This is a genomic window from Chitinophagales bacterium, from assembly GCA_016787225.1.
GTDB lineage: Bacteria > Bacteroidota > Bacteroidia > Chitinophagales > JADJOU01 > CHPMRC01.
Genome location: JAEUUY010000034.1, coordinates 1 through 20,624, shown reverse-complemented (window position 1 = coordinate 20,624; position 20,624 = coordinate 1). Strand labels below are relative to the sequence as shown.

Annotated in this window: 12 protein-coding genes; 6 read left to right on the top strand and 6 right to left on the bottom strand. The window is 36.1% G+C overall.

Annotated elements, in window-relative coordinates; genetic code table 11:
- The 3 genes from JNL75_12670 to JNL75_12660 form a co-directional block, all read right to left on the bottom strand.
- Nucleotides 1–6,864, bottom strand: a 6,864-nt coding sequence (locus tag JNL75_12670; GenBank protein ID MBL7790675.1) for a hypothetical protein, incomplete at its 3' end; no start/stop codon positions are given.
- Between the two features lie 190 nt (nucleotides 6,865–7,054).
- Nucleotides 7,055–9,031, bottom strand: coding sequence for a T9SS type A sorting domain-containing protein (locus JNL75_12665; protein MBL7790674.1), 1,977 nt, complete (start codon nucleotides 9,029–9,031; stop codon nucleotides 7,055–7,057).
- A gap of 28 nt (nucleotides 9,032–9,059) precedes the next feature.
- Nucleotides 9,060–9,518 (bottom strand): LEA type 2 family protein, encoded by a 459-nt coding sequence (locus tag JNL75_12660; protein ID MBL7790673.1) that lies wholly within the window; start codon nucleotides 9,516–9,518, stop codon nucleotides 9,060–9,062.
- 220 nt (nucleotides 9,519–9,738) lie between these two features.
- Between JNL75_12660 and JNL75_12655 the strand changes: the two genes are divergently transcribed.
- The 5 genes from JNL75_12655 (at nucleotide 9,739) to JNL75_12635 (ending at nucleotide 16,263) form a co-directional block, all read left to right on the top strand.
- Nucleotides 9,739–10,152, top strand: coding sequence for a hypothetical protein (locus JNL75_12655; GenBank protein MBL7790672.1), 414 nt, complete (start codon nucleotides 9,739–9,741; stop codon nucleotides 10,150–10,152).
- A gap of 2 nt (nucleotides 10,153–10,154) precedes the next feature.
- Entirely contained in the window at nucleotides 10,155–11,396 is a 1,242-nt protein-coding gene (nusA, locus tag JNL75_12650) for a transcription termination/antitermination protein NusA (GenBank protein ID MBL7790671.1), read from the top strand.
- Between the two features lie 52 nt (nucleotides 11,397–11,448).
- Nucleotides 11,449–14,244, top strand: a complete 2,796-nt coding sequence (infB, locus tag JNL75_12645) for a translation initiation factor IF-2 (GenBank protein ID MBL7790670.1) — start codon at nucleotides 11,449–11,451, stop codon at nucleotides 14,242–14,244.
- 43 nt (nucleotides 14,245–14,287) lie between these two features.
- Complete coding sequence (locus JNL75_12640; protein ID MBL7790669.1) at nucleotides 14,288–15,187, top strand: hypothetical protein; 900 nt, start codon at nucleotides 14,288–14,290, stop codon at nucleotides 15,185–15,187.
- A gap of 260 nt (nucleotides 15,188–15,447) precedes the next feature.
- Nucleotides 15,448–16,263: a hypothetical protein gene (locus JNL75_12635; protein MBL7790668.1), complete on the top strand. Its 816-nt coding sequence runs from the start codon at nucleotides 15,448–15,450 to the stop codon at nucleotides 16,261–16,263.
- 54 nt (nucleotides 16,264–16,317) lie between these two features.
- Here the strand turns inward: JNL75_12635 and JNL75_12630 are convergent, their stop codons facing one another.
- From JNL75_12630 to bamD, 3 genes are read right to left on the bottom strand one after another with little or no spacing between them, the layout of a single operon-like run.
- Entirely contained in the window at nucleotides 16,318–16,866 is a 549-nt protein-coding gene (locus JNL75_12630) for a hypothetical protein (GenBank protein MBL7790667.1), read from the bottom strand.
- 4 nt (nucleotides 16,867–16,870) lie between these two features.
- The gene (locus JNL75_12625; protein MBL7790666.1) at nucleotides 16,871–17,203 is read right to left on the bottom strand and encodes a DNA-directed RNA polymerase subunit omega; all 333 of its coding nucleotides are present in this window, start codon (nucleotides 17,201–17,203) and stop codon (nucleotides 16,871–16,873) included.
- Between the two features lie 4 nt (nucleotides 17,204–17,207).
- A complete protein-coding gene (gene bamD / locus JNL75_12620; protein ID MBL7790665.1) occupies nucleotides 17,208–18,326 on the bottom strand; it encodes an outer membrane protein assembly factor BamD in 1,119 nt (372 codons plus the stop codon).
- A gap of 370 nt (nucleotides 18,327–18,696) precedes the next feature.
- Between bamD and JNL75_12615 the strand changes: the two genes are divergently transcribed.
- Nucleotides 18,697–20,624 (top strand): hypothetical protein (locus tag JNL75_12615; protein ID MBL7790664.1); only part of this gene is annotated, 1,928 nt, incomplete at its 3' end.

Below are 20,624 nucleotides of genomic sequence, written 5' to 3'. Positions count from 1 at the left end.
ACCATTCGGGTGGGTAGCGGTCATATAATACTTTATCGTATCATTATGTGCACTCCATACTGTATCTCTAGCTCCTGAAGTATAAGATGTGGTAGCTCCTGCATTGGTGAATAGATTCGTATTCGGTGACCACGTGACAGGATTCTTTACATTTTGAACTAATCGAATATGTGGTCGGTTCACAATGGTAGTTCCTGTGGTAGTGGTACCACAAGTAGCAGCAGTGGCATGTACAGTGGGTATAGCAACTCCCGCAACGGGTCCTCCTACAACTGTAGCAGTGGTACCAATGGTAGTTGTGTAGCATATTTCAACTAAAATATTATCTGTGCCATTCCATTCAAATACATTGGATTGATTGAAATAGAACATATTCCAACCTACAATTGTTGGTCCGTAAGTGGCTGCATTGTGTACTAAAGTACTAGGTTGGGCTAAAAAAGTAGTGGATAAAGTGGTAGCTGCGGTATGGCCTAATCTTATTTGATAGTTCGTCATAGAACCAGTGCTCACATTATTCGCAGTAAAGCCTAATGCAGTGATAGCACCTGCTTGTAAACTAGTAGCATTCAATTCTGCAGCTGTGATTAAATATTGCAGTCTATGGCTCGTATTTCCAGCTCCTGGTCGAAATGGGTTACCAGTAGCACTTCCGATATTTACTGTGCCTGTCCCAATAATAGCAGAGTCAATTAACTTACTAGAGGCCTGCAATTCTTGTACAGCTCCATTACATAAATTTAAAACACCTGATGGACTGGCTACAATTGGTAAAGGAATTCTTTTTACCTTGAGATAAAAGGTATCCACGTTTTTACAAAGATTACCTGTAGTTTGAGCTGCGTTTAAAATATATTTATAATCTCCTGGATTTGTATTTGTAATTCGAACACCTGAAGCACCTATATTTCCCGAAGGGGCAGTAACTGTAGGAATTGATGACCAGGTAAAATTATTGTAAGACGCAGCACCAGCACTTAACTTTACAGAATCAATCAACTGACCACTACAAACTGAATCTACATCTTTGGTAAAAGTTAAAGCAGGTGGAGGGGTAACAGTCGCTATGACAGGTAGTCGCGGTGAAGAAGAACACATTTCTCTTATGTTCCAATTGTAGGCATAATACCATGTGGTACTGGTAGTACTAAAGGCACTACCTACAGTTGCAATATTAGCCAAATAAGGACCATTGACCGTACCAGCAGTTCCCAATGGCACTGGAATTGTGTTCCCACTGGTTTCTCTCCAGAAAGTACCTGTCATAGCAGGAGTACCAAATCTATAGGTACCCGGCAATATCTGCCAACCAAGGGGTATGGTATTCGCTACTCCAGCAGTCGTAGTAGCGGTCGTAGTATTTAATATAGAACTACCATCGGCATTATATAGCGTCACCGTCATACTGGTACCTGTACCAGAGAATACATCAATTGAGTTAAGAATAATTGGTTTGGTAATGGTGATATTGAATCCATAATTGGTTAACTGCGCATTTCCTCCTGTACCTGGAGGCGTGGCGGTAGCTACATTTTTGACAGCATTATAGCTAGAGCCTAATATAGCCGCTGCGGCATAAAACGTATCTGTAGCCAAGAGAATTGGGGTATAGAAATTAGAGCCAGTATCTAAATAATTTCCATTCTTATCATACCATTGAATCACTTTAGGGGCTGCAGTATATGCCCTCAATAATGCAGAATCAATTCCACAAATCGTATCATGTTTCACGCTATCGATATTAGGATTATTAATCACTATTTGCTTGACTGCTGTAGGAGAAATTCCAGCTCCGGATATAGGTGAACCCGAACATGAAATTATAGCGCGATAATAAGTAGTCGTATTGATACTAGGGGTTGTATAACTGGCATTCGTAGCCGACCCGATTGGCGACCAACCCGAAGTTCCATTGGGACTAGACTCCCACTGATAAGTGGCACCTAAAGTAGGACTTCCTGTGATTGAAATAGTAGAAGAACCACTAATACAATGTGTATCTATATTCGTAATGGTATTTATCGATGATATATAAGGGACAGGATTTACAATAACTCTTCTCACTTGTTGACAATTCGTATTTGTATTCAGTGCCGTTAAGGTAAAAGTATCTTGGCCATTGCGAGTTGTATTGAATACCCAACCCTTGGAGCTATCTCCCGTGACGGAAGACGGATTCCAGGTATAAGAATTGAAACTTGTTTTATTTGATAAAATTTTAACAGTATCAGTAGTAGTATTGGTAATTGTATTACAAATCTGTAATGGTCCTGCACTACTCATAGTCAATGCAGGAGCAGAGCCTGATACTGCATAAACTGGGACTCTCCTACTTTCACATTTTTCACCAAAAACAAGTTTATTAAAATAATAATATGTAGTGGTAGAAACACTACCAGTTAATGCTGTCGTAGAACTTAAAATATTCCCAACCGTAGAAGCGGCAAGATTTGTAATTGGGAATGGAAATCCTGGTGCTGTGGTTTCGTAGGCAAAAGGAGAAGTACCTGTAAATGCAGTAACCAAAATACGGTAAGTACCAATAGGTAAAACAGGGAAACCGACTCTAAAAGTTTGCAAATTGACACCTGCTCCCGCTGTAATGGTCAACGTAGTAGCTGGACTCATAGCAACATTGGTGATATCATCAAATATTTGCACCGTAGCAGTCCCTGCATTTCCAGAACATAAAATACCTATACTATCAAGTGTCATGGCTTTGGTGAGGTCAAAACGTATACCACGAGGTGCTGCACCTAAATTAGTAGTAGTACCTGGAGTTCTCGACCCTACTGCTACATCATAGGCAATTCGATTGCTGACATAAAATGTATCGGTAGCCGAAATGACAGGCGTCACAAAAGAATTCCCCGAAGTTTGAATCGGTACATTTAAATTATTTTTTTGATACCAAAGACCATTGGTAATTCCAATGGCATTCAATGTAGCCTGTCCTGTACCGCATATGGTATCATGGTCTGCAATAGGCACGGAAGGTAGTTCGAATGAATCTATTAGGGTACTATCTTTTTGATTACTATTATCTGTCACTAACAGGTACACATATCCTTTGTCAATAGTCGGCATGAATCTGTTGGTATTAGAGAGCATCAAAGGTGTTTTAGAGCCTCCCAAGGTAGTAGCAATGCTAAAACTACGAGTATATGGCGGACAGCCATTGATCACGGTATGATTCACTATAATGCTGTCTCCAAAACAAGGGAAGGTATTACTCAATGATTTAGCAGAAATAGAAGGTAAAGTTGTATTCTTATTGACAATAATAGAGTCATTGAATACACAACCGCTAGCATCAGTAGCAGTCACTCTAAATTTTTGTGTATTTGATGTGTTTCCACTAAAACTTGGTTGAACGATAATTGATTTTGTAGTACCTAAGGTAGTATTAGTAGTATCTCTCCATAGATAGCTAGCCATAGGTGTACCTGTCAAGGCATTGAATTTGATAAATACGCGCTGCGTACTCACACTTCCCGTTGTGGTTACCCCGCAGGTAGCACCAGTAGCGTGTACAGAAGGATTTGTCATGCCAGCTACGGCACCAGATTGCACAGTGGTAGTACCAACAGTTGTTACGTTATAGCAAATCTCAATCAATATATTATCATTTCCATTCCATGTAAATGGAGTGGAAAAACTAAACAAATTATCTCCAATCACGGGAGTATGCGAAGCAGCAGTATACACGAGAGTCGCTGGCTGGGTTAAGAAAGTGGTTGTCATATTGGTAGCAGTAGTATGACCCATTCTGATATCATAATTGCTCATAGAAGAAGCTACTGCTGTAGCTACAAAAGTTATACTATTTATGTTCCCCGGCAAAATGCCTGCTACGTCTAATTCTGCTTTGGAAACTAAAATTTGCAATCTATGTCCACCTGTAGCACTTGTTCTCAGAGGATTACCAAATGTGCCACTAAGAGTTGAATTATTTAGTCCAACTCCAACGGTAGCTGCTGCCCCAATATTAACATCTAAAGTGTCATTATTTAAATAGCAAACAGGATTGGGCTTGGCAGTCATAAAAACTGTAGGTGGAGGCAAAACTTTAAAAATCTTAACACCTGTTGCTGGAAAGCCTGCCTTTAATAAATTAACCGAAGAAGGACAATAACCTGTATTGAAGGTGACATTATTATTGCCAACATTAGGAGTGGATGCTAAGTCTTGGGCTACAATAAAATATTGAATAGTAGAATCTACTGCCACTGCCACATTCAATTTGCTAAAATCAAAAGCAAAAGTATATGGATTACCCGCAGAGTTTGACTCAATCCATTTCCAACCATTAGCTGCACTGGTATTTGTAACAGAATCATTCACATTTCCAGAAAATTTGTAATATAATCGAGGTTTAAAGCTAGAAGTATTCACCCCTGATGCATCGGTAATCGTAGCAGAAATTGTAGGGGCATTGGTACAATTCAAATTAGGAACGTCCGTATAACTTATAGTAGGAGGGACTAAATCTAAACCTGCAGTTCCTGCGAATTCTAGTGCTCCCCTATCAGGAGTAGTAAGATTTCTTGAGGCATTGCTGTGATCTGTAGTAATACCTGCTAAGGATACTGCACTATTTTGGGCTAATGAAGCAGAATTGGGAACCCAAGTGCCTGCAGTACCTCCTGCTATGAGACTATCTTCTGTAAACGTAGCTGCGTCACCCATCCATGATTTATAGGCACCACATGCCGTATTAAATGCAGAGGCATCATTGGTACCCAAGCTGCCTCCTCCGATGTGATAAGCATTGGTAAATGGGGTAGCAGTCCCTTCTATAAAAATATAATTTTCTGTCGCTGCTGTCGTACCACATCTCCAAATATTGTGAGAAAGAGTAAATCCGGCAGGTCTGGTTCCCGCAGTTCCAGAAACTCTTCGCAATGCTGCAATAGTTCCTGTTCCTGTTCTGGTGGCTTTTACGTTTACAATATTATTAGAGGCTATGAAAGGCGTAGCTGCTGAGCCAATAAAAACTCCAGAAACACCAAAATTGGCACCAGAACTAGTAATAGGCGTAGGGAAACCAATAGCTACAGTATTGTAATGACAGGTCAAAGCACCAATTGTCCCACTAAAGTTCAGACCTATAACTCCATTGACGTTTATCGAAGCTGGAGCAGATAACTCACTCACCATATTATTGATAGCTATCGTATTCGAACCTCCCGTAGAGATACCACGTACCCCATTAGAGGTAGTTCCTGCTCCTACCATGTTAAGTTTAAACACTCTATTTCCCCGCATATCAGAAACGCCGGCCGTAGCAGGCCATGTATAAATTCCTTCTAAGGTACCACCGCCTGCACCCGCAGTATTTATTCGCAAGTCAGATATTATATTGTTCGTTATAAATTGATTGGTAGCGGTATTACTTCCACTAAATCCTCTTAGAGTATGCGCAGTCGCAGTATTTGATCCATTGATAAATAAATTAGTAATTGAATTGTTTTCTAAGTAAAAATTATTGTGAGTTCCCGTACTATGCACTCCGCTGAGTGTTATTGAAGTAGCAGTGGTAGTATTTGAAAAGTAAATACTATCAATCGTATTTCTTAAAACAAATGCATCTAGAGAACCTGTAACAGGCTGTATACCATAGGTAGCACCATTGCCACCTATACGATTGATATTATTGATAACATTTCCTCTAATGAATGTATTACCAAGTGTTGAAGAATTACCCGCACTAATCATTGCTATGGTAGCTGTGCCTCCTACCGTTACATTATTAATTTCGTTACTATCTATTTCTAAGGTATAAGAATTTCCACCGCCGTATGTATGAATGATTGGCTGTAGAGCAGAAGTTGTAAGATTAGGAATATTACCAGTTAATTTATTGTATTTAATGGTACTTCTAATTCCAACATGGCTTGCGATGGAGATGCCAGCAGTTTGTGATGTTCCAATATTCGATAAATTGATATTATTGGAATTGATTATAGTATTATTCCCACAATTTGTACTCTGAAAAACTCCATATAGCGTGCCACTCGTGTGGGCTACATCAAAGGTAAAATCATTTGAATTTACTATCATACTATCGAGATTGAGTGTATATACACCATAACCACTGGTAGTAGCGCCTCCTATGTTGAGGAATTTATTATTAGTGACAACGAGAGCTCTGGCTTGAGCTGAACCTGCACCTCGAAACAAAACTCCGTTATATCCTTGATTGATCGTATTGTTAGAAACAGTCAATGAGCGATGAATATCTGCTGAATTTGCAGTCCAAGTAGCAGCAGTGGTCGTATTATACACAAAAGGATATGCAGCGAAAGCAAATCCTCCTTCACCTGTAGAAGCAAAATTGGTAAAATTCACAACATTACTATCAATTGTGATATAATGACAGCCTCCTGCTGAACCAGCAGCACTTCCTAAATTAAATAGTGCTATAGCAGCTTCCATAGCTTGAGTATTGTTTGTATTTGCACTATTCTCTGAAAAGGTAAAGCGCCTAATGGTTACAAAATCCACCCCAACAAGATTGAATATAGCATCAATCTGACCAGTGGTAGTTCCTGTTACATTTCGAGTTCCTGGAGTAAATGAGGTTATCGTATTCCCTCCACCATTCAAGGTGAGTGTATTGGTGGCAGACAAGGTAGTCAAAAGTGCAGAACCTGTATTTCCCAATACATAACCACCTGTAGGAGCTGTCTGGGCTGCCGTTACATTGACTGTAAGAGCACCACTAAGACCATAAGTGTTTAGTGAGTCCACCAAGACTGCTAAGTTAGAAAACGTAGCGTTGGGTACACTAATGGTGCCAGAATACTGTGCTAAGATATGGCTAGATACCAATACAAAAGCAAGGGTTTGAATTTTTTTCATGAAGTGAAGCATATGTTTATGAATTAATTTTTATTTTCCTTTCAGACAACAAAAATAAGCTAGATGCATCATCTATTCATTCATTAACATTGCTTATTAACAATGAATTAACACTTAAAAATTAATTAGAGAATTTAAAAATCAATAGAGCAAACGCTCAACTGATTCATTAGGAACTATATATTTATAGCTAATATACACTCTCTAATTTCAGAACTTTTTCTCCTGAGCTATTGGATAGTTTAATTAGATACTGTCCTGTTGTTTTAATATCCCATACGATTGTGGTAGTTTGTGACAAAAAATCTGATTTAATCAATTTGCCTGATAAATCGAAAATTTGCAAACTAGTAGGTTGCTTGATTTCTGTAATATTAATAATTTCCCCATACTTCACTTTAGTAGGGAAAACATCAATTTCTGAGAGTGAATTTGTGTGAATATTGCTACCCCCTGAACCATTCGCATTTATTTTTACTTGGTATTCCTCTAACTTACATCCATTTTTATCTGTAACCGTGATTACATAGGAGCCAGCGGCTAAACCTGTTTGACTGCCTCCTGTTTTGCCATTACTCCAGTTGTAGGTATATGGCGGAGTGCCTCCCTGTGCTGTAACTGTAGCAGCAAAATTAGCAGGATAGGTAGTCGTAGCAGTAATTTTTGAGGGTTCACTTAGACGCGTATCGAAGAATACTGAGGTTCCGTCTTGTAGCTTTACTTCCAATGTATGCAATCCAGCACCTACATTATCTATCTGTTTTCCAGAAACATTGGATCCATTATAAACATAAGTATTTGTAGCTACCCCTGTACTATCTTGAATCAATAATTGACCATTCTTTTCGCCAAAACACTTTGGATTCACTCCTACAAAATTGAACTTGATATCACGTAATCTAAATGCCTGATTTGATATGACATTATCTCCACAAGATGACATTTTATTCACAGCACGTACTTTCCAATAAAAATAGGTATTATTCAATGCGGGACCTAATTTTATATCAGGAATAGATAAAAACGTATCTGTGATAAGTGTATCGACTAATAAATCAGTAGGTAAAAAATCGTAGGTATTACTTATTGTTGTCGTCGTACTTTTACCCAAAGTCACTAAATACCTAGTAGTACCTGGTAGGCTATTCCACTTCAATTGAAAATTCTTTCGTGCATATCTTGCATTAGGACTCGTTTGCTGCTTAGGGTAAAAATAAGAGAAGCTCCCAATTTCTGGAAATACAGGAACTTTTAAAAGCAGTAAATCCTTTCGGTCAGTATAGTTCTGCATAGCTGCCACCATTCGATTAGCCTGCTGAGGTGAAAATGTATCCGAACAGTCATCGTCTGAATAGGACATAAAATTTCGACCAATTTTATTCATCAAAAGTGTTTTGCCATTAGCATCAGATAATGGATTGCCTGCATATGGGCATTTCCATCTATTCGCTACATAATCTGGGTCTGTATCGCAGAATCCATCTCCTTTGGTCAGACAATTAGCCAAAGCGCCTGTTCTATCTACATTTTCCCATTCACTTTTGGGATGCTGAGACAAATTAGGAGGATAGCTTAAACCTTCCCATTTGAAAAATGTATGTCGTAGATCTAACCAATGTCCCATTTCGTGCGGAAGTGTTTTGTTACCAGGATTTGAACAGTCAAACTTTTCTGCAGATGCTTGCATAAAAATGCCGCTTCTCTGAGAAGGTGGACCCATGGTAGGAAAATCGGTCACATATCCACAGGCTCCATTTGGATTATTCACTAAGTATACATTGCAATGATTTAAAGTATTGTAAAGACCCATGACGGTCTCATCCTCTGGTTTTTGTATATCAAAATAATTGTCTGATTTTATATAGCTAATGGTATCTATGTAAAAACGTATATTAATTTTTGATTTTTCAAAATGATAATTCATATCACAATGAATAAAATATAAATAGTTTAGTGGATAGCCTCCAAAACCATTACTCCTAGTAATGATATGGTAGTGCATCGGTATATATATTATAGACCTAGGCTGCAAAAAATCTGGATGTAACTCTGGTCTGCCAATATCCTCTATCCATTTATCGTAATCTTTATCCTTTGTGCCACAGCTAAATTGAGAATAAGAGCTTAACTGTAAAAAACAGAAGGCAAATAGTAAAAAGTTTTTCATGTGTTTAAATTTTATTTAGCAATTTAATTTATTTAATATCCTTAATATTTATAGGTAGCGTTTGATCTATTCTAATAGACTTATTGATAACTGCATACCCAACTTTTACTTCTCCTACACATCTTAAATCAACCGTTTTACCAGAAACGATATTGATTATAGACGCTAAATTTCCTATTAAATCAGACATACTCACTACGAAACTAATCGGAACCTGAAAATCTGACAACTTAGGTATAGACATACCCGGCTCACTAATTTCTACTTTACCCAGATTCTTACCTTCTGTTTGTACCGCTAGATTGATGGCGTTTAGCTTTAATCCGTCTATTTTATTAGGGTTATAAAAATAGGCTACATTGGATACTGTCACCTGTGAGCCATTGATGTTAGCTACTCTCCATTGTCCCAGATTTTTAAAGGTAGGGGCTGTTATCTGGCAAGAAGCTAAACCGAATAAAATTAGTATGAAGATAAATGGTTTCATAACACAAATTTATACAATAATAAACAAATCTATAAAACATTTTATCAAAATCTATTGACAATTCCATTTATTATCTTATCTTTGTGCTCAGAAATTGATGAGTAAGAATAGATAGGGAAGCATAATGCTTCCCTATTTTTTTAAAATAAACTATAAAATGTATCTCGAAAAGATAAGACAGTGGGGAGAGGAATACTGCAAAGACAATAATTTGTTTTTAGTGAAGGTAGAACAAACAGCAGATGTAATTGAGGTTTGTGCAGACGGAATGGAAAATATAACTATAGAGCAATGCGGAAAATTGAGTCGATACATTCAGAATAAATTAGAGGAAGAAAGCGATATTTTGACTAAATTTTCTTTCAATGTATCTTCCCCAGGAATGTCAAATCCACTGTTATTGCCTTTTCAATATAGAAAAAGATTAGGTAAAAAGTTAGAAATATTGACTCAAGATGGTCTGGCGATTGAAGGAGAAGTGAAGGAAGTGGATGATGAAAAAATTAAAGTGATACAGGTGATTCCCAAAAATAAAAAGAAAAAAGAAGAAGAACAATTAATAGAACATATATTACATTATAATCAAATAAAAAAAGCAATTATTCCAATACCAACAAATTTTAAAAAGAAATAACAATGAACACTTTAGACTTAATCGACTCGTTCTCAGAATTTAAAGAACAAAAAAATATAGACAAAGTCAAAATGATGAGACTACTTGAAGATACCTTCAAGACCTCACTAAAAAAGAAATATGGCAATACAGACAATTTTGACGTGGTCGTCAATACAGATAAAGGTCAAATCGAAATTTATCAAATAAGAACTATAGTGGAGGATGATGCTGTAACTGACAAAGTAAAAGAAATTGGCATTACAGAAGCAAAGAAACTGGACGATAGTTTTGAAATAGGCGAAGATACCTATGAACAAATAGAAATTCAAGAATTTTCAAGACGCTCTATTATGGCTGCAAAGCAGACCCTTAATTCTAGAGTAACGGAACTAGAAAAAGACGAGGTGTACAAAAAGTACAAAGAGATGGTAGGAGAAATCGTGCATGGAGAGGTTTATCAAGTATGGAAAAATGAAGTACTCGTGCTTGATGACGAAGGTAATGAGCTCGTCTTACCTAAAATGGAACAAATTAAAAGTGACTTCTTTAAGAAGGGTGATACTGTTCGTGCTGTAATCAAGGAAGTGGAATTGAGAAATAACCTACCGAGAGTTAAACTATCAAGGACTGATCCTAAATTTTTAGAAGCCATGCTAGAGTTGGAGGTCTCAGAAGTTATGGAAGGTATTATAGCTATTAAAAAAGTGGTAAGAGAGCCTGGAGAAAAAGCAAAAATAGCTGTCGAAAGCTATGATGATAGAATAGATCCTGTAGGTGCCTGTGTAGGTGTGAAGGGTTCTAGAATTCATGGTATAGTCAAAGAACTTCAAAATGAAAACATAGATATCATTAATTATACTACTAATTTCCCTCTCTTTATTCAGAGAGCGTTAGCACCTGCTGCGATTAATTCTGTAGAGATTGATGAAAAAAATAAAAGAGTGAAGGTTTGGTTAGAACCTGATCAAGTATCACTCGCTATCGGGAAAAATGGTGTCAATATTAAATTAGCTAGTAAACTAATTGATTACAAAATCGATGTTTATAGAGATATAGACACTGATGAAGAAGATATTGATTTAGATGAATTTAAAGATGAAATAGAAGAGTGGATCATAGATGAAATTAAAAAGGTAGGATGCGATACCGCAAAGAGTGTGTTGAGTCTAACGGTAGAAGAATTAGCCAAAAGAGCTGATCTGGAAGAAGAAACAGTAAGAGATGTCATGCATATATTGAAATCAGAATTTGATAAATCTTAATTCTGGTAATTATGTATTAAAAATAAATAAGATAATTAAGATAAAAACATAAATGTCCGTAACTAAACCGACTAGATTAGCTAAAGCAGCCTCTTATTTCAATGTAGCTAGAGAGGAGATTGTTCAGTACTTAACAGACAAAGGATTTTCTATTGCTGACAATCCGAATGCAAAGATTGAGGATGAAATGTTTGCTGTACTTAATGAGAAGTATAGCTCTGAGCATGATTTGAAAGAAGAGTCAGCCCAGTTTCTCTCTACACATAATAAGCCAAAGGAGGAAAAGATAGTTTCGAAACCTCAGGAAATAGAGGTAATAGTCGAACCAGCGGACATTCCTAAACCTAAAAAGGAAAAGGCAGTTGCTTCCAAGGAAAATGAGGTGGAAAAGGAATCAATTGAAAAAGTTGAGATTGAAAAGCCAAAGCTAAAGCTAAAAGTTGTAGATAAAATTGATGTCGATTCGTTAGATGACAAAAAGCCTAAGAAGACTGCTAAAAAGACTAAGGTAGAGGAATCGGCTGAAATCTCGGAACCGATAATCGAGAAAAAGACCAGTGCTAAAAAGAAGGAAAACGAAATAAACGAAGATATAGCGGAAGATGCTTCTGTCGCTGAAACAGACAAAAAAGATAAACTTCTAGCAGAGCCTGAAGAATCAGTAGAACATATTGAAACTAAGTTTAGAAAAATTGAAGGACTAAAGCAATTAGGTAAAGTAGATCTTAATGCAATTAATGAAAAAAAGGAAAAGCCTAAAAAAGAAAAAAAGGAAGAAACTAAGCGTCCTATCGTAGAGAAATCAAAATCAATCGATGATTCTGATGCAAAAAAGAAAAGATCTAGAATCAATGAAACTAGTCCTGAAAAGCAAAGGGTAATTTTTGGTGGTGAATCCGATAAATCTAAATTCTTCTTTGAAAAGAAAAAGAAGAAAGATAAGTTTGAAAATTCTACCATAGAAGATGGCCCTAAAAGACCTGAGAAACCCGTACCTATTCAGGTTCCGAAAAATTTAAGGCAAAAACTACGCAAAAAGAAACGAGATGATCATGCGGAAAAAGCTCAAATTCAGGCTGAAATTGAAAATGATGGAAAACTGAGAATTACTGAATTCATTACAGTGAGTGAGTTAGCTTCACTAATGAATAAGCAGCCTACCGAACTGATTACATTTTGCTTTGGAATGGGTTTAGTTGTTTCAATAAATCAAAGATTAGATGCAGAGATCATAGAGTTATTAGCATCGGAATATGGGTATGAGGTGGAATTTATTTCTGTGGAAGATAGCACTGAGATAGAGGAAGACGAAGATAACATTGAAGATCATACTTCTAGAGCACCAATTGTAACTATCATGGGACATGTTGACCACGGTAAAACCTCATTGCTTGATTACATTCGTAAAGCAAATGTTGCTAATAAAGAAGCAGGAGGTATAACACAGCATATTGGAGCATATGATGTAAAAGTTCCGAAACATGATAGAAAAATTACGTTTATCGATACACCCGGTCACGAAGCCTTTACTGCTATGCGTGCACGTGGTGCCAAGTTAACAGACGTAGCTATCATAGTAATTGCGGCGGACGACAAAGTGATGCCACAAACCAGAGAAGCTATAAGCCATGCACAGTCTGCAAATGTTCCCATGATTTTCGCTATCAATAAAATTGATAAGCCTGGTGCTAACCCCGAAGCAGTTAGAACACAACTATCTGAGATGAATATTTTAGTGGAAAGCTGGGGCGGTAAGTATCAAGATCAGGAATTATCTGCAAAATCTGGGATTGGGGTCGATGAATTATTGGAGAAAATATTACTAGAGGCTGATTTATTAGAACTCAAAGCGAATGCTAAAAAACTTTCTACTGGAACAGTCATTGAAGCATCCTTGGATAAAGGGAGAGGTTATGTAGCTACTGTACTCGTTTTATCTGGTACCTTAGAAGTAGGAGATTTTCTCGTCGTAGGCTCAAACTATGGGAAAATAAAAGCAATGTTTGATCATACAGGAACTAAGGTAACTAAGGTATATCCTGGTGAACCAGTTCAGATACTAGGACTCAATGGAGCGCCTACTGCTGGAGAAACCTTTAGAGAATTTACAGATGAACAAGAGGCAAAAAATATTGCGTATAGAAGATCCCAACTGGAACGTGAACAAGGTATTCGTACAAAGAAACATATCACACTTGATGAAATAGGTCGAAGATTAGCATTAGGTACCTTTAAGGAACTTAATATAATTATTAAAGGAGACGTGGATGGTTCCGTACAAGCCTTATCAGATTCTTTGACAAAGTTATCAACAGCAGAGGTACAGGTCAATATATTACATAAAGCTGTAGGAGCTATTACTGAATCTGATGTCTTATTAGCATCTGCATCAGATGCCATTATCATTGGATTCCAGGTAAGACCTTCTGCTCAAGCTAAGGCTATTGCTGAAAAAGAAAGCATAGATATTCGACATTATTCTGTTATTTATCAAGCAATAGATGAGATTAAAGCTGCCATGGAAGGAATGCTAGAACCTACAGTCGAAGAAAAAGTAACTGGAAACATAGAGATTAAAGAAATATTTAAGATTTCTAAAGTAGGAACGATTGCTGGTTGTTATGTCACTGACGGTAAAGTCACTAAAGCTTCTAAAGTGAGAATAATACGCGATGGTATCGTGGTACATTCTGGGAAACTGGCATCCCTAAAACGATTTAAGGATGATGTGAAAGAAGTCATTCACGGACAGGATTGCGGTCTCAATATTGACAACTACAATGATATTCAGATAGGCGATATTATTGAAGCCTACGAAGAAATAGAAATTAAGAGAAAATTGAGCTAGTTAATTTAATCAAAGTCTTTAATTTCAAAACAGTAAATGAACGATGGCAAACTATCCTGAGATAATAAAAAACTATGCTTTAAAAAATGAAAATGTTATTGTTTTTACAGCAGAAAATAGGGCGGTAGTAAGGGAGTTACCCTCAATCCTTGAAGATAGATTTATCGATGTAGGAATTACAGAACAAAACATGATAGCTATGGCCTCAGGTATGGCCTTAAGAGGTAGAATTCCTATCTGTCATGCTCTGACAAATTTCCTATTATTTAGAGCCTATGAGTTTATTAGAAATGATGCGGGCATTCCTCATCTGCCAATAAAATTGAGTGGATGGATACCAGGATTTCTATCTGATGGCAATGGTCCTACGCATCAGTCATTGGAAGATGTAGGTATTATGAGTCTCATACCAGGTATGCAGATATTCTGTCCTTCAGATAATGACGATATGTGTATGATGCTAGAAACTATCTGGAACTCACCTCATCCATCCTACTTAAGAGTAAATCCTAGACCATCGGTCATTGTGCATCAACAGCCTTTTGAAATAGGTAAAGCCGAGGTAATAGCAGAAGGTAAAGACATAACCATTTTAGTCTATGGATTTTTGCTGGAGGAAGTACTCAAAGCAAAGGACATTCTTGAAAAATCTGGTTTGAAAGTTGGAGTGGTTAATATGCGCTCTTTAAAACCAATAGACGAAGAGTGTATTTTAAATCTCACAGGAAAAACTGGGAAAATAGTCTCCATAGAAGACCATTTTATAACAGGTGGGCTTTATTCAAAGGTTTGTGAAGTACTAGCAAGAAATCAAAAAACAATACCTATTCAATCTATTTCGATGAATGAACGCTGGTTTAAACCAGGTTTATTATCAGAAGTATTAGAATTTGAAGGGTTTACAGGCAACAAGCTCGCAGATAATATTATGCAAAATTTATAGAGTTTTGCTTTAATTATTTAGCCAATACTAGGCATATTAAAATATCTTTTAAAATAGAAGTTATCCACATAGAATTTATATTTATCACTTTCTATAGAATTCTTTGAACAACCTGTCTTTCTTATATTTCCTTAAATTTTGACACCCTTAGTTATTCACTTTCTCTTCTGTTTATAAGCGAATTACAAAGCCTTTTTCTTAAATTTTACACCACAATTATTATTTTATCGTATTTTTGTGGTGAAAGGTAAAAAATATAAATGAAAAGGTTAAAATTCAGGGATCTCCTAAGAGATTCTATTTCTAAGTATGCAGCATTGAGTCTTCATTTGAGTAAATGTAATTCAAGGTTTTCAGTTCAGATGTTGTTAGACAATACTAAATTAACTTCAAAGTCATGTGATTTTGGAACTTGGTACTTTACACAAAAATCACATGAAAATTTACCCTCTCTTAAGGAAGTAGAAGCCCCATACATAAAAGTATTTGAACTCTATAAAAGACTGGATGAACAATTTCAAGCTAAAGTAAATAAAATTGATAGTTTAAAGAAGAGAATTCCATTTCTAAAATATGATCAAGACCCAATTCAAGAAATTATTTCAGATTTACATATACAATGTCTTTTTTTAGTTAACGCCTTAAAAAAAGTAGAAACCGAATATATAACTTATCAAGCAATAAAAGCTCCACTGCAACCAACTAGTTCAAATATCAGTCGTAAAATTGAAGCTAATTTAGCAATTATTAAAAATAATTTAGTTGAAGTAGAATCTGCCTCGAATGGAGGTCAAACTTTAGTTAAGAAAAATAATTCCGCTCCTCCCTTTAACCTAGAACCAGAACGCAGCGGTATTAGAGGTGATGTAAAGCAAAGTAATTTCAAAAGTATTGTATCCAATCAAGAATTATCTGCTGCACCCATTACTCCAGATATTAAAAAGTCTATAGATACTACCCCAATAGATTCGGTACAAAATAACCCGACAAATTTGTTAGTTGAAAGGAAAACTTCTCGAAATGTTGAATGGGAATCGCTCATAGCCATGAAAAAACTCATGGACGAACTAAATTAAAATTTGAGATTTTATTATACGACTCTTTCTATAAAGAACAACATAATATGGTAATTATGTTTTACCAATACTTTCATTTAAAAAACTAAGAATATCATCTACCTCGGCCATCCTACCCTTCCCTATTAAACCACTGGCCAGTTCTCCGTCCCCTACTGGTACAATTTTATTGCCGTAGGAAATTAATTTTTCAATGTTATTCTGAGTTGCTGCGTGATGCCACATATCTAAATCCATAGAAGGAGCCCAAAACACTGGACATTTTGCGGATAAATAAACTGCCATTAAAGCAGAATCGCAAATACCATTAGCTGCTTTTGCTATGCTATTAGCAGATGCCGGTGCGATAAGCATAGCGTCCGCCCAAAGACCCAACTCTACATGATTGTTCCAGCTATCACCATGGTGTAAATCTGATATTAGTTCATTTCTAGATAATGTAGAAAAAGTAATACCACCGACAAAATCTAATGCAGATTTGGTAGCTATGCAGCGCACTTCAGCTCTAGCCTTGATAAGCTCTCTAATTAGAAAACAAGATTTGTAGGCTGCTATACTCCCGGTAATTCCTAAAAGTATTTTCTTATTTTCTAAGGATAGCATAAAATTAGTTTTCTTCGAGAGCCTTATATTCAAGGTTCCCTTCTAGAAACTCACTGGTAGCTATCAAAGTAGGATGCGCTAATTTTTCATATTTTTTTGAAAGCTCAATCTGTTCTCTACTTTCAGTTATTTCGTCTATTTCATCAGTAATCTTACGCATATCTTCTAATTTGAAATGAAGTTCCGTTTTCAATTCATTAGCTATTTGATTTGCGCGCTTAGCCACAATAACTATGGACTGATAAAGATTCCCAGTATTGCTAAATATGTCATCTAAGTTTTGTGTTTCAATGACTCCATTTGTGTTTGCCTGTTGGTAATCAGCAATTTTACTCATAAATTTATAGTTTAGTGATTTGATTTACTTTTTTAAAAATTTCCTCTGCTTGCCTCAATTCTTGTGAATTGGCATTGAATTTATCTATTAACCGATAATAGTTTTCAGTGAAAATACCTTGCCTTTCTGCTAAGAGGGTTTTATCCTTTATCCCATCTAAAAGTAGATAATATGATTCTATTATCCCTAAATAGCACTTGTCTTTATATCTATCCAGCTCTTTTGGCATTACCTTGATATCAGGAGCAAATTCATCATATAACTCCAAAGATTGGCTGTAGTACATAGGTCTATCCTCAATCAAATAATAATTATTTGCATTTTTAAGCGAAGAAACTAATATTTTAAGTTTACACTTTGCCTGTATTGTTTTTAACTCTGAGACATATTTACTATTCGGGAAACGATTAATAAAATTCTGACATTCGTTTAAGGCTATCTCATAGCGCTCGGACTGCTTTGTTATAATACTTTTCTCGGCAAACATAAAATATGAATAACCAATTTTATAATACAGGTCTTCGTAACTCTTTATTTTAGGAAATCGATTAATAACATTTTTATATGTAACAGCAGCAGCTCTATAGTTGCGAGTTTTATAATATAAATCTGCTGCCATTAAGGCTTTCTTTTCCAAATTTGAGTTAAGTTTCTCTATCTCAGCATTGGCCATTTCTACCATAGGACTTTTAGGATATTCTGCAACAAACGCCTTGTAGTAGTTAATTGCCTTTTCATTATCTGTCTGCTCTAGTTCTAATCTAGGAATTTCTTTACTATAACATTCAGCTATCTTAAAAGCTGCCACTTCAGATTTATAGCTCCTAGGATAAATATCTCGAAAAGTTTTGAAATGATATGCCGCTACCATATACTCCTTATTCAAAAAATAACAATCTGCCAACATAAAATATAAATTCGCTGCGGTGTCTGTACCCTTGAAACTTGGCATTAAATTCTCTATAACCGGTATCGCTTCGGTATATTTCTTAGTCATATACCAATCCATGGCATATCTGTACTTAAGATTTTTGTCTGTTTGACGCATTACATATTGAGAATCTTTGCAGGACTCTGCGAACATGAGTAAAAAAGCAATCAGAAAATAATGATATTTCTTCATCAAGCTACAAAACTAATAATTTCTTGATATTTGACAATTAAAAATAGCTAATTGATTACCCTAACATTAAATTTGTGAAAAATTTATGGTTTAAAAACAAATTCAAATCAATCAAGAACTAAAAAATTTAAAAGCATTAACAACTTTCGGTTAAATCTATCCAAAAAAAATGAAACATTGATATATAAATATTTGTTTTTCTAATCTTTATATATAATTAATAATTACACTTGTTGTTGTTTTTTTTGAGTTTTTACATTTAAACCATTAACAAAGCATTTTTATTGATTGTTTTATTTCAACTGAATTAGCTGAATTTTGCTCAAAAAATAGTTTATTATTGAACTGTTACATAAAAAATCATTCTAATATGAATAATTTCAACTCATTAATTAACAAAATTATCGTATCTTCGATGATAGAAAATTTTCTAAAACTAATAAATAATAGCCCTATGTATCAATTATTGTTAAAGTATAGATTAACTAGTATTTTTATTTTTACTATATTGTTATCTAATCAAATGCATGCGTCGCATTTGATGGGTGCTGATATTACCTACAGAGAAATTGATACAAATACTGGTAAATATAGGATCACGGTTTCCTTATACAGAGATTGTGTAGGGGTGGGTCTTGGTGTAGCTCAGTTACGAATTAGAACTTCTACCATATTCACCACTATACCTATGGATGTAGCAAGTGTTAAAGAAGCTACACCTATTTGCTTGCCCCCTGATGTAGCCGTAAAGCCGACTACAAATTGTCCTTCTGGTCCAGTGGGATTGTACAAAGGGGTAATGCAACATATATTTACCAAAGATGTCGTATTGGGCAAGAATGTAGGCTGGGCTCTAGTAGGAGTTGAAGACTTTTGTAGAAATGCCGCAATATCTACCATTAACCCTACTTGTGTAGGTTTATGGGTTCAGGCTGTAATCAATACGAATTACAGAAATAGTTCTCCAGTATTTACCACCATGCCTATTCCATACTGGTGTAGATTGCGAGTCAATACTTATAATCATGGCACAGTTGATAGCGTTGATCCATATTTTATCACCTTATCAAATGGCTTAAAAGTTATAAGAGACTCCCTAGTATATAGACTCTATACTCCTTTTACAAACGAGGCTACAAATATCAATAATGCCGTCAATTATCTAAATCCTGGAGTGAATTTTATTCCTCCTCTAAATATGAATAATTTCTTATTCACTACAAATGGCGTACAAGTTAATCCATTCACAGGCACCATTACTTGTATCCCATCTATTGAGCAAGATGCTATTATGGCTATGTCTGTGCAAGAATGGAGGGCAGTGCCGAATGGGGCTGGTTACTCTCGAGTCATGATTGGTTATGTGACAAGAGATTTGCAGTTCACAGTGAGGAATACTTGTCCGCCAGTTGTACCTCAAGGAGTAACAGAAGACTCGCTCAAAAGTGCTAATAAAATTAACTTCAGTACGGTAGACGTATGTGGATCGAAATTTACGCAAATAAACTTTAGAATTGTAGGTGCACCGGCAGAAAATTTAAAATATAAAATTATTCAATTGCCAAATGAAGGAAACGTTTTAAATTTCAAATATAATGTCAACATTGTAAGGATGAATAATACCGACACCATGGATGTTAGAATCACTTTTGATTCTACCTTAGGTATAGGTACAGAGTTTTTTAAAATTGAAGCATTCTATTGCTCAAATATTGGAATGAGGGTATCGGAGTTTTATACACTAATGATTAACTTTCGTCCCTCGGTCACGACCCATAAGCAGTTTTTGTATTATTGTATCGGAGGTAAACCCGTGCGGTCTTATGCTCGGGGAGGGACCAAGTATAAATGGACTCCCAAAACAGGTATCGTGAAAGTAAGCGGTCTGGATAGTGCTTGGGTAGATGTAGCCCCCACGGTATCTACTACCTATGTAGCCAGGGCTACGGATGGTATAGATAGTACCAAGAGTTGTTCGGTTTTGGATAGTGTGCGAGTTATTGTGATTCCGAAGTTTAACTACACCTTAGCCCCGAAATTATCAGACCTGTGTTTACATGATACTGTGCAGATCAATCTAGCAACCCAAATTACAGATACTCCATATAAGTTTACATGGACAGATCCTACAACTACGCCTAGTTTATATAACCCTGTGACAAACAAAAAATCCACGACCATAGCTAGTCCCAGAGTGGTCGTGACAGGCTCAGGCACCTATGTGGTAGAAATGACCAGTAGGTTTGACTGCACCTTGACAGACTCTATTCGTATCAATATGAATGGTGTACGCCCTGT

Bases quoted from the DNA above. Each gene is read 5' to 3' on its own strand.
- JNL75_12660 (MBL7790673.1), bottom strand. From the start codon at position 9,518: ATGAAACCATTTATCTTCATACTAATTTTATTCGGTTTAGCTTCTTGC.
- JNL75_12635 (MBL7790668.1), top strand. From the start codon at position 15,448: ATGAAAAGGTTAAAATTCAGGGATCTCCTAAGAGATTCTATTTCTAAG.
- JNL75_12630 (MBL7790667.1), bottom strand. From the start codon at position 16,866: ATGCTATCCTTAGAAAATAAGAAAATACTTTTAGGAATTACCGGGAGT.
- bamD (MBL7790665.1), bottom strand. From the start codon at position 18,326: ATGAAGAAATATCATTATTTTCTGATTGCTTTTTTACTCATGTTCGCA.
- nusA (MBL7790671.1), top strand. From the start codon at position 10,155: ATGAACACTTTAGACTTAATCGACTCGTTCTCAGAATTTAAAGAACAA.
- JNL75_12625 (MBL7790666.1), bottom strand. From the start codon at position 17,203: ATGAGTAAAATTGCTGATTACCAACAGGCAAACACAAATGGAGTCATT.
- JNL75_12665 (MBL7790674.1), bottom strand. From the start codon at position 9,031: ATGAAAAACTTTTTACTATTTGCCTTCTGTTTTTTACAGTTAAGCTCT.
- JNL75_12640 (MBL7790669.1), top strand. From the start codon at position 14,288: ATGGCAAACTATCCTGAGATAATAAAAAACTATGCTTTAAAAAATGAA.
- infB (MBL7790670.1), top strand. From the start codon at position 11,449: ATGTCCGTAACTAAACCGACTAGATTAGCTAAAGCAGCCTCTTATTTC.